12 protein-coding genes and 1 pseudogene are annotated in these 12,577 nt (G+C 73.0%); 1 reads left to right on the top strand and 12 read right to left on the bottom strand.

What is annotated here, in order from left to right:
* Positions 1 to 4: 4 nt before the first annotated feature.
* Genes J4557_RS15040 through J4557_RS15010 form a run of 7 tightly spaced genes read right to left on the bottom strand, consistent with a single transcriptional unit; the run spans position 5 to position 7,218 of the window.
* On the bottom strand, positions 5 to 1,168 hold the full coding sequence (locus J4557_RS15040; RefSeq protein ID WP_208267150.1) for an MlaD family protein: 1,164 nt from the start codon (positions 1,166 to 1,168) through the stop codon (positions 5 to 7).
* Positions 1,165 to 2,205 carry an MCE family protein gene (locus tag J4557_RS15035; RefSeq protein ID WP_208267149.1) on the bottom strand — a complete coding sequence of 347 codons (1,041 nt, stop codon included), beginning with the start codon at positions 2,203 to 2,205 and terminating at the stop codon, positions 1,165 to 1,167. Before J4557_RS15035 ends, J4557_RS15040 begins: the two co-directional genes overlap by 4 nt.
* Entirely contained in the window at positions 2,205 to 3,227 is a 1,023-nt protein-coding gene (locus tag J4557_RS15030; protein ID WP_307799811.1) for an MCE family protein, read from the bottom strand. Before J4557_RS15030 ends, J4557_RS15035 begins: the two co-directional genes overlap by 1 nt.
* Entirely contained in the window at positions 3,224 to 4,264 is a 1,041-nt protein-coding gene (locus tag J4557_RS15025) for an MCE family protein (protein WP_208267148.1), read from the bottom strand. The genes J4557_RS15030 and J4557_RS15025 overlap by 4 nt, the downstream gene beginning before the upstream one ends.
* On the bottom strand, positions 4,261 to 5,553 hold the full coding sequence (locus J4557_RS15020; RefSeq protein WP_208267147.1) for an MCE family protein: 1,293 nt from the start codon (positions 5,551 to 5,553) through the stop codon (positions 4,261 to 4,263). The genes J4557_RS15025 and J4557_RS15020 overlap by 4 nt, the downstream gene beginning before the upstream one ends.
* The gene (locus J4557_RS15015) at positions 5,550 to 6,431 is read right to left on the bottom strand and encodes an MlaE family ABC transporter permease (RefSeq protein ID WP_208267146.1); all 882 of its coding nucleotides are present in this window, start codon (positions 6,429 to 6,431) and stop codon (positions 5,550 to 5,552) included. Before J4557_RS15015 ends, J4557_RS15020 begins: the two co-directional genes overlap by 4 nt.
* A 1-nt stretch (position 6,432) precedes the next feature.
* Positions 6,433 to 7,218, bottom strand: coding sequence for an MlaE family ABC transporter permease (locus J4557_RS15010; protein ID WP_425544062.1), 786 nt, complete (start codon positions 7,216 to 7,218; stop codon positions 6,433 to 6,435).
* A 241-nt stretch (positions 7,219 to 7,459) separates the two neighbouring features.
* Here J4557_RS15010 and J4557_RS15005 point away from each other — a divergent pair, with 241 nt between their 5' ends.
* Positions 7,460 to 7,870: a hypothetical protein gene (locus J4557_RS15005; protein ID WP_208267145.1), complete on the top strand. Its 411-nt coding sequence runs from the start codon at positions 7,460 to 7,462 to the stop codon at positions 7,868 to 7,870.
* 18 nt (positions 7,871 to 7,888) lie between these two features.
* Here the strand turns inward: J4557_RS15005 and J4557_RS15000 are convergent, their stop codons facing one another.
* The 5 genes and pseudogenes from J4557_RS15000 to J4557_RS14980 form a co-directional block, all read right to left on the bottom strand.
* Positions 7,889 to 8,500 (bottom strand): hypothetical protein, encoded by a 612-nt coding sequence (locus J4557_RS15000; RefSeq protein ID WP_208267144.1) that lies wholly within the window; start codon positions 8,498 to 8,500, stop codon positions 7,889 to 7,891.
* Between the two features lie 23 nt (positions 8,501 to 8,523).
* Positions 8,524 to 9,057, bottom strand: a complete 534-nt coding sequence (locus tag J4557_RS14995; RefSeq protein ID WP_208267143.1) for a hypothetical protein — start codon at positions 9,055 to 9,057, stop codon at positions 8,524 to 8,526.
* A gap of 11 nt (positions 9,058 to 9,068) precedes the next feature.
* Positions 9,069 to 10,322 (bottom strand): lipase family protein, encoded by a 1,254-nt coding sequence (locus tag J4557_RS14990; RefSeq protein ID WP_243775812.1) that lies wholly within the window; start codon positions 10,320 to 10,322, stop codon positions 9,069 to 9,071.
* 47 nt (positions 10,323 to 10,369) lie between these two features.
* Positions 10,370 to 11,524 (bottom strand): DUF6801 domain-containing protein, encoded by a 1,155-nt coding sequence (locus tag J4557_RS14985; RefSeq protein ID WP_208267142.1) that lies wholly within the window; start codon positions 11,522 to 11,524, stop codon positions 10,370 to 10,372.
* 121 nt (positions 11,525 to 11,645) lie between these two features.
* Positions 11,646 to 12,577 (bottom strand): annotated as a pseudogene (locus J4557_RS14980) (fibronectin type III domain-containing protein); the annotation flags it as partial.

The raw sequence follows: 12,577 nt of genomic DNA, 5'->3' as shown, positions 1-12,577 counted from the left end.
CCGGTCAGCCTCCCTGTCCCGTCGGGCCGCCCGCGGGCCTTCCGTCGCCGCTGGTCGGCAGCGGCGTCACCGGCGGGACGATCTGGGTCCCCGGCCGCGCGGCGACCTGGAGGTACACGTTCAGGTAGTCGCCCTTCACCGCGGGCAGGACGGCGTCGGTGAACGGGTAGGTGAGCATGACCTGCAGCGCGTTCGGCAGGTCGTGCCCGGCGTCCGACAGCCTGCGCAGCGTCGGTTCGAGCGCCTTCAGGTCGGCGACGAGGTCGGCCTTGCTCCGCTCGACGGTCGTGACGGCCACCCCCGACAGCTCGTTCAGCGAGTTCAGCATCCGGACGAGCGCGCCGCGCTGCTCCTCCAGCACCTTCAGTCCGGGCTCGATGTCGTCGAGCGCGACGCCTATCTGCCCCTGGCGCGCGCGCAGGGTCGCCGACAGGCGGTTGACGCCGTCGAGGGCGTCGGTGATGCCCTGCCTGTTGGCGTCGAGGTCGCCGACGAGCTTCCGCGCCTGCTCCAGCAGCGACCGGATCCGCGGCTCGTTGCCGCCCAGCGCCTTGTTCATCTCGGTGGTGATGGTGCGCAGCTGCGCGATCCCGCCGCCGTTGAGCAGCATCGACAGCGCGCCGAACACCTCCTCGACCTCCGGGTTCCGGTTGGTGCGCGACAGCGGGATCACCGCACCGTCCGCGAGCGTTCCCGTGCTCGCGGACGGCGCGGGCCCGCCCGGCGCGGCACCGCCCGGCGCGGCGGCGCCCTCCGGGAGTCCGGTGCGCTCGGGTGCGGCGCTGAGCTGGACGAACTTCTCGCCCAGCAGGCTCGACTGCTCCAGCCGCGCGTACGCTCCGGCGGGCAGCCGGACATCGCCGTTGATCTTCATGGTGACCTCGGCGGTCCAGCCGCCGGCGGGCAGCGCCACCTTCTCCACCCGGCCGACCGCGACGTCGTTGACCTTCACCGCGGACTGCGGGACGAGGTTCAGCACGTTCGCGAACTCCGCCTTCACCGTGTACGGGTGGTCGCCGAGGTCGGCGCCGCCGGGCAGCGGCAGGTCCTGCACGCCGCCGCCGAACCCGGCCGGGCCGCAGCCGCCGAGCGTCCCTGTGGCGAGCGTCGCGGCGAGCGCGGCGGCGAGGGCCGCGTTCCGGGCCCGCCGGGTCTTCGCGCGGCTCATGGCGCCCCCTTCCCCGCGTTGCCGGCCGGCACCGGGCGTCCGGTCGGCACCGCGCGTCCGGTCGCCGGCAGCGGCGGGCTCATCTCGTTGAGGTCGCCGCGGCCCATCAGCGTCCGCGTCGCCGGGTCGTAGGCGCCGAGGACGTTGGTGACGGCGAGCGGCAGGTCGTCCAGCGCCTCGGCGAGGGACCGGCGCTGGTCCGCCAGCAGCTGCGTGATCTTCGACAGCTTCTCCACATCGGTGCGGATCTGCTCGCGGTTGTCGTGGACGAACACCTTCACCTTGGCGAGCGCGGCGGCGAGCGCCCTGAGCGCCGCGTCCAGCTCCTGCCGGTCGTCGGCGAGGAACCCGGTCACGTCGGCGAGCCGCCGCTCGGCCTCCCGGACCTGCCCGTCGTTCGTCTTCAGCATCGAGGTGAACGTCGACAGGTTCGAGATCGTGGAGAACAGGTCCTTCTGCGAGCCGGACAGGGTCCTCGCGGCCTGCGCCATCCGCTCGGTGGTGGTGCGGATGTCCTGGCCGTTGCCCTGGAGGTTCTCGGCGCCGGTGCCGAGGACGCGCGACAGGGCGCCGTCCTTGTTCACGCCGTCCGGCCCCAGCTCCTTGGACAGCCGGGTGATGCTGGCGTAGATCTGGTCGAGCTCGACGGGCGTCGCGGTCCGCGCGACGGGGATCACCGCGCCGGTCGCCATCTTCGGGCCGCCGGTGTAGGCGGGCGTCAGCTGGACGTACCGGTCGGCGACCAGGCTCGGCGCGATCGCGACGACGTTCGCGCCCGCCGGCACGTCGATCCCGTGGTCGACCGTCATCTCGGCTTTGACCTGGGTTCCCTCGGCCCGGACGGAGTTCACCGTGCCGACCTTCACGCCGAGGACCCGCACGTCGGAGCCCTTGTAGACGCCGACGGCGTCGTGGAGGTAGACGGTGATCCGGGTTCCGGGCGGGGGGCGCAGGACGAGGAACGCGACGGCGGCGGCGGCGATCACGGCGAGGCCCGCGGCGACCAGCGAGGCCGGGCCGGCGAGTTTGCGCAGCATCAGTGCCCGCCCTTCGCGGGCGGCATGCAGCCCTTCTCCGGTGTCGTCTTCGGCGCGTAGTCCTTGGGGACGAGCCCGCAGAGGTACCCGTCGAGCCAGCGGCCGTTGCCCATCGTGTTGCCGAGCAGCCGCGTGTAGGGGCCCGCCGTCTTCAGCGCCCGGTCCAGGTTGTCCTGGTTCTTCTGAAGCAGGTCGGTGACCCTGCCGAGCGCGCGCAGCGTCGGGTCGAGCTGCTTCTGGTTGTCGTCGACGAGCCCGCTGATCTGCTGCGACAGCGACTGCGTGCCGACGAGCAGCCCGTGGATCGCCTGGCGGCGCCGGCCGATCTCGCCGAGCAGCAGGTTCCCGTCCCGCAGCAGCGCCTGGACGTCCTCGGTCTGCCCGGACACCGTCCCGGTGATCTGCCGGGTGTTCGCCAGCAGCCGGGACAGCTGCGAGTCCCGGGAGGAGATCGTCCTCGACAGCGCGGACACCCCGTCGAGGGCCTGCCGGACGCTCGGCGCGGTGTGCGCGAACGCGCCGGAGATCGCGTCGAGGCTCTCCGCGAGCTTCCGCGAGTCGAGCTGCCCGGTCGTGGTGGCGAGGTCCTGGAACGCCTGCGTCACGTCGTAGGGGGACGTCGTCCGGGTCAGCGGGATCGTCCGGCCGGGGTCCTGCCGGCGGGGGCCGAGCGGGTCGACGGCGAGGTACTTGTCGCCGAGCAGCGTCTTGATCGCGATCGCGACGGTGCTGGCGTCGCCGACCCAGGTGCGCTTCACCCGGAACGCGACGGCGACCTTCGCGCCGTCCAGCCGGACCCCGGTGACCTCGCCGACCTTGACGCCGGCGACGCGGACCTCGTTGCCGGGGCGCAGCCCGGCCGCCTCGCTGAAGTCGGCGCGGTAGGTGGTGCCGCCGCCGATCAGCGGCAGGTCCCTGGCGTTGAACGCCGCGAGCCCGGCGGCGACGAGCAGCGTGATCGACACGATCGCGACGAGGACCGGGTTACGCTCCCGGACCGGCTTCAGCCGCGGCCGCCTCACGACCCGCACCTCGCCGCTCCGGACCGCACGCCCGTCGGCGCCGGGTGGCTCTCGCCCGGGTACTGCTCGTAGGTCACCCCGGTCACGGACGCCTCGCACATGTAGAAGTTCATCCACGACCCGTACGAGCCGATCCGGCCGATCGCCGCCATCTTCACCGGCAGCGTCCGCAGGAACCTGTCGACGGTCGGGGAGTCGTCGTTGAGGTTGGTGGACAGCCGCCCGAGCTGCGCGATGTCCTGCTTGAGCGGTTCGCGGCCCTCCTGGAGGAGGCCGGTGGTGGCGCCGGCGAGGTCGTCGAGCGCGCTGACCGCCTCGCCGATGGACGTCCGGTCTCCGGCGAGGCCGGACACGAGCCGCCGCAGCGTCGAGATGAGGCTCGACAGGCTGTCGCCCCGCGCGTTGATGGTGTCGAGGACGGCGTTGAGGTTGTCGATGACCTGCCCGATGACCCGGTCCTTGCCGGCGATGCCGCTCGTCAGCGAGCCGACCGTGGACAGCAGGTCCTCGACGGTCCCGCCCTCGCCCTGGAGCACCTGGACGATCGACCCGGCGAGCTGGTTGACGTCCTTCGGCGACAGCGCCTGGAACAGCGGCTGGAACCCGTTGAACAGCTGCGTCAGGTTCAGCGCCGGGGCCGTCCGGTCGACGGGGATCGTCGCGCCCGGCCGCAGCGCGCCCGCACCGCCCGTCCCCCGGCCGATCTCGAGGTACCGCTGGCCGATCAGGTTCAGGTACTTGATCGTCGCGGTGGACGAGGCGGGCAGCGCGCGGCCGCGGTCGACCTTGAAGGTGACGAGCGCCTGCCGGCGCCCGACGACCCGGATCCCGCCGACCCGCCCGACCTGGACGCCGGCGATCCGCACGCTGTCGCCGTCGCGCAGCCCGGACGCGTCGGTGAACCGCGCCCGGTACGTCACCGATCCGCCGCCGCCGGTCTGCGCGATGGTGAGCGCCAGCATCCCGGTCGCGACGACCGTCACGACGACGAACGCGAGCGACTTCCACAGCGGGCCGAGCAGCCCCCTCCGGTTCATCGGATCCGCACCTCCGTGCCGCGGTAGACGGGCCCGAGGAGCACGCTGCTCCAGTCGGGCAGGTCCTCGGGGACCTCCTGGAGGCCGGGCGCCAGCAGCTCGTTGACGAGGCGGTTCTCCTCCGGGGAGTTCGGCAGGCCGAGCGCTCCGGGCGCGACCGCGACCGGGGTGGCCGCGTTCGGGGGCGCCGACCTCACGGTGGCGGGGCCGCCGGCCGGGTAGCAGTGCGGTCCGCTCTTGTCGGTGTAGCGGGGCGTGTCCTTGCCGGGGACGTACCGGCCCTTGTTCCGGACGGTCGTCACGTCGACGTGCAGGCCCGGCCGGTCCGTCCCCTTGCCGAGGACCTTGTCCATCAGCGGGATGAAGTCGTTCAGCATCCGCAGCGTGCAGGGCATCTCGGGCGCGTACTTCTGGAGCACCTGAAGCGAGGCGCGGCTGTCGGCGGCGAGCGCGATGAAGTTCGCCGAGTTCTCGTGCAGGAAGTCCGACATGTCCTGCGAGGCTCCGGTGACGGCCGCGTACAGCCGGCTCAGGTCGTCCTTCTGCCGGACGATCGAACGGGTCGTGTAGCCGAAGTCGTTGAGCGCCTGGAGGATGTCGGGCGCCGCCTCGCTGTAGTCGTTGCTGACCGCGACCAGCTCCCGGATGTCCCGGTTCAGCGCGGGCAGGCTCGGGTTGATCTTCTTCAGGTAGGCGTCCAGCTCCACGAGGGTGTCGCCGAGCTGCTCGCCGCGCCCGCTCAGCGCCTGCGACACCGCCGTCAGCGTCGCCGACAGCTGCGCCGGCTGGACGGCGGTGAGCAGCGGGTACAGGTCGTCCATCACCCGCTGCAGCTCGATCGCGTTGGACGAGCGGTCCTGGCTGATGGTGCTGCCCGCCGTCAGCCGCGCCGGGCTCGGGTCCGCGGGCGGGATCAGCGCGACGAACCGCTGCCCGAACAGCGTCGTCGGCAGCAGCTGCGCCGTGACGTTGCTCGGCAGCAGCCTCACCTTGTCCGGCTGGATCGCCAGCTTCAGCGTCGCGACCCCGCCGTCGGACGACACCGTCCGCACCTCGCCGACGACGACGCCGCGCAGCTTCACGTCCGCGTGCGGGTGCATCTCGCTGCCGGCGCTCGCCGTCTTCAGCGTCACCCAGTCGACCTCGGTGAACGCCTTGTCGTAGAACGCGATCGACAGCCAGACCAGCAGCGCCGGCACCAGCAGGAACGCCACCCCCGCGAGCCGCCGCCGGGCGACCGGTCCGCGCCCCGCCCACCCGCCCCTCCGGGCCTCGCGCCGGGCGTTCATCCGGCCACCTTGACCGTCGTGTTGGTGCCCCAGACCGCGAGGCTGAAGAAGAAGTCGCTCACGCTGATCAGCACGATCGACGTGCGGACCGCGCGGCCGACGGCCCTGCCCACACCGGCGGGGCCGCCGGCCGCGCGGTAGCCGTAGTAGCAGTGCGACAGGATCACCAGGACGCTGAACACCAGCACCTTGAGGAACGACAGCACCACGTCCGTCGGCGACAGGAACAGCCCGAAGTAGTGGTCGTAGGTGCCCGCCGACTGCCCGTTCACCTTCACCGTGACCTCGCGGGACGCGAGGTACGCGCACAGCAGCCCGACCGCGTACAGCGGGACGATCGCGACCGCGCCCGCGATGATCCGGGTCGTCACCAGGTACGGCAGGCTCGGGATGCCCATCACCTCCAGGGCGTCCACCTCGTCGCTGATCCGCATCGCGCCGAGCTGCGCGGTGAACCCGGCGCCGACCGTCGCCGACAGCGCGAGCCCCGACACGACCGGCGCGATCTCGCGCGTGTTGATGTAGGCGGACGCGAACCCGGTGAACGCCGACGTCCCGATCTGCTGGAGCGCCGAGTAGCCCTGCATCCCGACGACGACGCCGGTCGCGAGGGTCATCGCGACCATCACGCCGATCGTCCCGCCGATCACGCCGAGGCCGCCGCTGCCGAACGCGACCTCCGACAGCAGCCGCTGCACCTCCCTGCGGTAGCGGTGCAGGGCGCGCGGCGTCCACAGCAGCGCCCGCACGTAGAAGGTGCCCTGGTCGCCGGGCTGGTCCAGCCACGCGAACCACCGGTCCGGTCCGCCCCTCACCACCGTCAGAAGGCGCTTGCCGGGGAGTCCGAGGGGTCGTCCTCCCAGCGGGAGCAGGCTCATGTCAGCCTCCCTTCGGCGGGACGACCTGCAGGTAGATCCCGGTGATCACGAGGTTCATCAGGAACAGCAGCAGGAAGGTGATGACGACGGACTGGTTGACGACGTCGCCGACGCCCTTCGGCCCGCCCTTCGGGTTCAGGCCCCGGTACGCGGCGACCACGCCCGCGACGAACCCGAACAGCAGCGCCTTCGCCTCCCCCACGTAGATGTCGGGGAGCTGCGCCAGGGCGGAGAAGCTCGCGACGTACGCGCCGGGCGTGCCGCCCTGCATCATGACGTTGAAGTAGTAGCCGCCCGCGACGCCGACGACCGAGACCAGGCCGTTCAGCAGCAGCGCGACCGCGACGCACGCCAGCACGCGCGGCACCACGAGCCGCTGGACGGGCGAGACGCCGAGCACCTCCATCGCGTCCAGCTCCTCGCGGATCGTCCGGGCGCCGATGTCCGCGCAGATCGTGGAGCCCGCCACCCCGGACACCAGCAGCGCCACGATCATCGGGCTGGCCTGCTGGATCACCACCAGCACGCTGGCGGCGCCGGTGAACGACTGCGCGCCGAACTGCTGGGTGAGCGAGCCGACCTGCAGCGAGGTCACCGCCCCGAACGGGATCGACACGAGCGCGGTCGGCAGGATCGTGACGCTGGCGATGAACCAGAACTGCTCGACGAACTCGCGGAACTGGAACGGCCGGCGGAACGACATGCCGAGCACGGTGGCGCCGAGCGCGAACAGCCGCCCCGCCTGGCGCAGCGCGCCCAGCGGGAATTCGATGACCGGTGCCGCCACGGCCGGGCCTCCTTTCGCGTTCGCATGGTGCAGGAAAACTACTGGCGGGTAAATTCGATTCGCAAGAACCGGGGAGACGAAAATCCCGGGCCCGCGCTTTTCTATCCCGAACTGACATGTTCTCGATGATCATGAACATTTATCTGGCACCGGATAACACGTTCCGCCGCCGCCGGGAGGGGGCGCGCGAACGGCGCGGGACCGGCTATCGTCAAGGCCCACCCCGCGGGAAGGAACCGAAGTGAACCGACGTCATCTCGCAGTCCTGCTGCTCGCGCCGGCGCTCTCCCTCACCGCCTGCGGCGGCGGCGGTGACGACGGCGGCACCGCGTCCTCCTCGTCCGCCCCGGCGGCGGGCGGCTCCGCGGCCCCGTCCGGCGGCGCGCCCGGCGCGCCCTCCGGCGCCCCGTCCAGCGGCGGTTCCGGCGGGGGCGGCGGCACCGGCGGCGCCGGCGGCTCCGCCGCGTCCCCCGGCGCCCCGCAGGTCTCCTCCGCGCCGACCAAGGTCGTCAGCGACTTCGTCGCGTGCATGCGCGCGCACGGCGTCAAGGTCCCCGACGACGTGAGCCGCTGGCAGCCCACTCCCGGGCCCGGCGACACCCGCATGCAGGGCGCCCTCCTCGCCTGCATGAAGGCCGCCGGCGCGAGGTGACCCCGCGCCCGCCCGCCCTCATACGCCGGGCTTCGCGCAGGGGGCGGCGCGGGTGAAGGCGTCGCCGATCGCGGGGGACGCGCGCAGCGCCCTCGTCGGCGGCCGGTAGCCGCCGAGCCGGCGCATCGCCGCGCCCGCGTTCGCCTGCGCCGTCCGGAACGCGGGCGTGCCGACCCGGCCGGTGCGCAGCCCGGACGCCGCGTCCCGCAGCTGCCGCCCGGTGGTCTCGAGGTCCCGGAGCGTCGCGTCCAGCACGGTCCGCCCGTCCGCCACCGGCGGCGATCCGGCCTGCTGGAGCCGGGTGCGCACGGTGTCGAGGCGCTTCGCCATCCCGGTCATGTAGGCGGCGATGGCGCGCTCGGACGCGGCGACGTCCTGTGCCTTGATCTTGGGCAGCGGGGAGTCGGTGATGCCCGGCGGCATCGCGCGGCACACCCGTCCCGCCCAGGCGACCGCCGCCCGCGTCGCCTTCCGGCGCGGCTCCGCCTTCGTCGTGCCGGCCGAACCGGTCGCGGTCGGCGCGGCGGCGGCCGTGGCGCCCCCGCCGCCCCCGCCGTCGCCGCCGCATCCGGCCAGCGGCGCGGCGGCGAGGGCCGCGAGGACGAGGCCGGCGATCGCGCGGCGCGCCATGGCGGCGCTCCTGACCTCGGCGTTCACAGCTGGTGCGTCTTACAGGAGCCGGCCTGGTCGAACGCCTTGGCCAGGGCGGGGTCGGCGCGCAGGTCCTTGGTGGGGCCCTGGTAGGTCTGCACCTTCCGCATCGCCTGCCCCGCCTCGGTGACCGCCGCCCTGAAGGACTTCGCGTCGGTCACCTTGGCCTTGGCGAGGCCGGTGGAGGCGGTCCGCACCGCCGACTCGGTGCCGCGCAGGTTGGCCAGCGCCGTGTTCAGGGCCGCCTGGCCGTTGCCGACGGGCGGCGCTCCCGCGCCCTGGAGCCGGGTCTCCATGGCCTGGAGCCGCTTCTCCATGGCGGTGAGGAAGCCGGCGAGGGCCTTGGCGGACTTCGCGCCGTCCTTCGGGTCGATCTGGGGGAAGGACAGGCCGGCACCGCTCGCGGTGACGCCGTCGCAGACCTTCCCGGCCCAGGCGACCTCCGGCTTGGCCTTGTCTCCGCCGCCGCCGCAGCCGGCGGCGGCCGCGGCCGTCACGGACGCGAGCACGGTGCCGATGATCAATCGCCGAATCATCGAACTCTCCTTCAGGAACTCGGGGTGGTGGGGCAGTTCGAGGCCGCGGGCTTCCCGGCGAGCCGGTCCGCGATGAACGCCATGGCGTCCGCGTTTCCGCGGTAGACGAGCGTGATGTGGCTCAGGCCGTTCCAGACCTTCCAGGTGAGGGGAACGCCCTCGGTGCAGTACTGCTGGCGCAGCGTGTTCGCCTGATTGAACGCGACGATCTCGTCCGCGTCGGAGTGGTATTGCAGGACGGGCACCTTGATGGGCGTCCCGCCGAGCCGGTTCTCGGTGACGCGGTCCGCCCACGGTTTCGTGCCCAGCGGGTTCGTCGTGAAGTAGTCGGCGACCTTCTTGCCCGGATAGTCCAGCAGCAGTTCGAGGGTGCAGTCGTGCTGCTGCATTCCGGCGACGGCCGCCTTTCCGGCGTCGTTGAGATAGGAGTCCAGATTCAGTTCCGGATAGGCGTTGCCGAGGCCGATCAGCGCGTCGAGCAGGAACCCGAACGGCTTCTTGCCCTCCAGGCCGAGCGCCACCAGCGCGAGGTTGGCGGGGACGCCGCCGCCGACCACGCCGACGAGGTTCAGCTCCGGCGCGTACGCCGGCTGGAGCTGCCCCGCCCACATGGCGGCGCCGCCGCCCTGCGAGTAGCCGCGGAAGACGACCTTGGCGTCCTTCGACAGGCCCGCGTCGGGCAGCCGCTGCGCGGCGCGGACGGCGTCCATGAGCGCGGGCCCCATCGACTTCCCCACGACGTAGGTGGTCTTCGGGTCGGCGTGGTAGCCCTCGTAGTCCGGGACGGCGACCGCGTATCCGGCCTGGAGCATCTCGTTCAGCGCGGACTGCTCGTAGAAGGCGCCCTCGTCGATGAACCTGGACGGCGCGCACTGGAACGCCGGGCCGCTGGTGCCGGGCCCCCAGCCGATGATCGGCGCCTTCGCCCGGTCCGCGTTCTTCGGGACCAGGATCGTCCCGGTGACGGCGTCCGGCCTGCCGAGCGCGTCCGTGGACAGGTACATGACCTGCCAGGCGTCGGCCAGCCTGCGGGCGGCGGGCGGTCCGGCCTTCGACGGCCGGGACCGGATGACGTCGCCGGGCGCGCCGGAAGGCAGCGGGTCCGGCGGCGTGTAGAAGGCATCGTCGGACGGCGCGAGGCCGGACTGGGCGGGGCCGGACGCGGTGGCGGTCGCGTGGTCGGGCGCCGCCTCGGCGGTTCCCGCGGTGCCCGCCGTCAGCGCCACCACCGCGGCGAGCGCGGCGACGAGACGTACACGGCGCATGCGCCATACACAGTGCATGCGGCGAGCGGGGTGCATACGAACCTGCATCAGCCCTGCTCCTTCGGCGTGAGGGTCAGGTCGGCGGTGTTGCCGGGGCCTGCGGTGAGCGAGCCGAGCAGCGGGGTCAGCGCGCCGCAGTCCTGGAGCGGGGGAAGCGTGAAACCGGTGCTCGCGAGCCGTCCGCCCAGGGCCGGGTCGAAGGGGCCGCCGGAGTCCAGCGGGACGTCGGCGGGCGCGGCCGTCCGGCACTGGTCGCCGCCGCCGACCGGGAGCCCGAACACCGCGAACGACGTCACCCGCACGTCCAGCGCGGCGTCGGCGGTCAGCGCGCCGCCGGCCAGCCGGCCGGTGGTCGTGCCGGGCGACCCGAACGCGACGTCCGCCGTGACCGGCAGGAACCCCCAGGCTTTGAGGGCGGCCGTGGCGGGGGCGAGGTCGAGGGCGCCGGTGACGTTCCCGGTGCCCGGGTCGATGTCGGCGCTGAGGGAGCCGTTGAGCGGGACGGTCCCGGCACCCGCCTTGACGGCCGCCGTCCCCCGCACCGTGTAGTCGTGGTGGGTGGAGGCGGGCGTGGAGTCGACGACGTCGAAGGTCGCGAGCACGTCGTCCTGCCCGGGGTCCTGCGTGCATTCGGACTCGAACGTGCCGAGCCCGGACGGGCCGCCGTCGCCGATCGACGGCGCCAGCGTGAGCACGAGGTCCCCGACCCTGATCGTCCCCTTGCCGGTCTTGCGGAACGTCAGCGGGACGGTGGTGCCGCGCGCGTGGACGTCGAAGGCGCCCTCGGCGGGGACGGCGGTGGTGTCGAGCTTCGAGGTGACGGGCACGGCCAGCCCGGACGGCACGTCGGGCACCGTGATCGACGCCTTGGCCAGCGCGGTGCCGTCGAGCCTCGCGGTCCCGACGGCGGCCAGGCCGCGGGTCGACCCGGCCCCGACGGTGGACACGGAGTCCACGGTGAATCCCGGGACCTGCTGCCCGCTGACCACCGTCTTCGGGACATCGGTGCTGATCTTGACGCTGACCGGCTCCGGGCCGATGAGCGGGAACACGCAGTGGTAGCCCAGGGTCAGCGACACCGGCTCGGCCGCGGCGGGCGCCGCGGTCCCGGCGAGGGCGGCGGCACCGGACGCGAGCGCGACGGCGCACGCCACGGCCGCGTTCCCGGCCGTCCGCCCGGCCCTTCTCCTCGTGGCTCTCACTGCTGTCTCTCCTGGTGCTCGTCCTGCGAGGGGATGCGAGGGGTGCGGGGGTGGCCCCCGCCGCCGTCCCTGGAAGAGCGGCGGGGGCCGGAATCAGGACCGTTCGGTCACTGCCGGAGGATCACTTCTTCGGCGCGGCCTTCAGGTCGATCGTGTTCCCCGGGCCGGCGGCCAGCGCGCTGACCAGCGGGGTGAGGACGCCGCAGCCGGTCAGGCCGGGCAGGGTGTAGGTGCCGGTGAGCGTCCCGCCGCCGGCCACGCTGAAGTTGGTGGACTTCAGCGGGATGTCGGCCGGGGCGCCGGTCTGGCAGGTGCTGCCGACGCCGAGGTCCATCCCGAACACCTTGATCGAGGGGATCTTGACGACGGTCTTGGTGTCGGTGCTGAGGGTGGAGCCCGACAGGGTGCCGGTCGTCTTGCCCTGCGGGGCGAAGGCGATGTCGGCGGTCGCCGGGATGAACCCGAACAGCGAGAAGGTGCCGGTGGTCGGGTTCAGCGTCAGGTCCGCGGAGACCTTGCCGCCGCCGTCGACCGTGGCGTTGACCGCGCCGTTCAGCGCGACCTTGCCGTTCAGGCCCTTGATGGTCGACGACCCGGACAGCGCGAACGAGGCGCCGCCGCCGGTCGGCTTGCCGGGCACGTTCACCGTGGCCGGGGCGGACGCGGCGGACTCGTTGCCCGCGTTGTCGACGGCCGACACCGCGAACGTGTGGTCGCCCTCGGCCAGGCCGGAGACCTTGGTCGAGGTGCCGGTGACGAGGTCGGCGCCCTTCTTGCCGTCCACGGTCACGTAGTAGCCCTTGACGCCCGAGCCGCCGTCGTTGTCGGTGGAGGCGCCCCAGGACAGCGCCACGGAGCCGTCGTCGGACCCGGTGCCCTTGACGTTCTCCGGAACGGACGGGGCGGTGGTGTCGGGGCCGGGGCCGGTCGCGACCTTCACCGTGACCGGAGCCGACGCAGCCGACTCGTTGCCCGCGTTGTCCACAGCCGACACCGCGAACGTGTGGTCACCGTCCGCCAGACCCGAAACAGACGTGGACGTACCCGTCACCA

Source organism: Actinomadura nitritigenes, from assembly GCF_017573545.1.
Taxonomy (GTDB): Bacteria; Actinomycetota; Actinomycetes; order Streptosporangiales; family Streptosporangiaceae; genus Spirillospora; species Spirillospora nitritigenes.
The sequence above is the reverse complement of the archived record's forward strand: the minus strand, read 5'-3'. Positions and strand labels throughout refer to the sequence as shown.

Coding starts and splice junctions, on each gene's coding strand:
- J4557_RS15040 (WP_208267150.1), bottom strand. CDS start 1,168: ATGAGCCGCGCGAAGACCCGGCGGGCCCGGAACGCGGCCCTCGCCGCC.
- J4557_RS15035 (WP_208267149.1), bottom strand. CDS start 2,205: ATGCTGCGCAAACTCGCCGGCCCGGCCTCGCTGGTCGCCGCGGGCCTC.
- J4557_RS15025 (WP_208267148.1), bottom strand. CDS start 4,264: ATGAACCGGAGGGGGCTGCTCGGCCCGCTGTGGAAGTCGCTCGCGTTC.
- J4557_RS15020 (WP_208267147.1), bottom strand. CDS start 5,553: ATGAACGCCCGGCGCGAGGCCCGGAGGGGCGGGTGGGCGGGGCGCGGA.
- J4557_RS15015 (WP_208267146.1), bottom strand. CDS start 6,431: ATGAGCCTGCTCCCGCTGGGAGGACGACCCCTCGGACTCCCCGGCAAG.
- J4557_RS15000 (WP_208267144.1), bottom strand. CDS start 8,500: ATGGCGCGCCGCGCGATCGCCGGCCTCGTCCTCGCGGCCCTCGCCGCC.
- J4557_RS14995 (WP_208267143.1), bottom strand. CDS start 9,057: ATGATTCGGCGATTGATCATCGGCACCGTGCTCGCGTCCGTGACGGCC.
- J4557_RS14990 (WP_243775812.1), bottom strand. CDS start 10,322: ATGCGCCGTGTACGTCTCGTCGCCGCGCTCGCCGCGGTGGTGGCGCTG.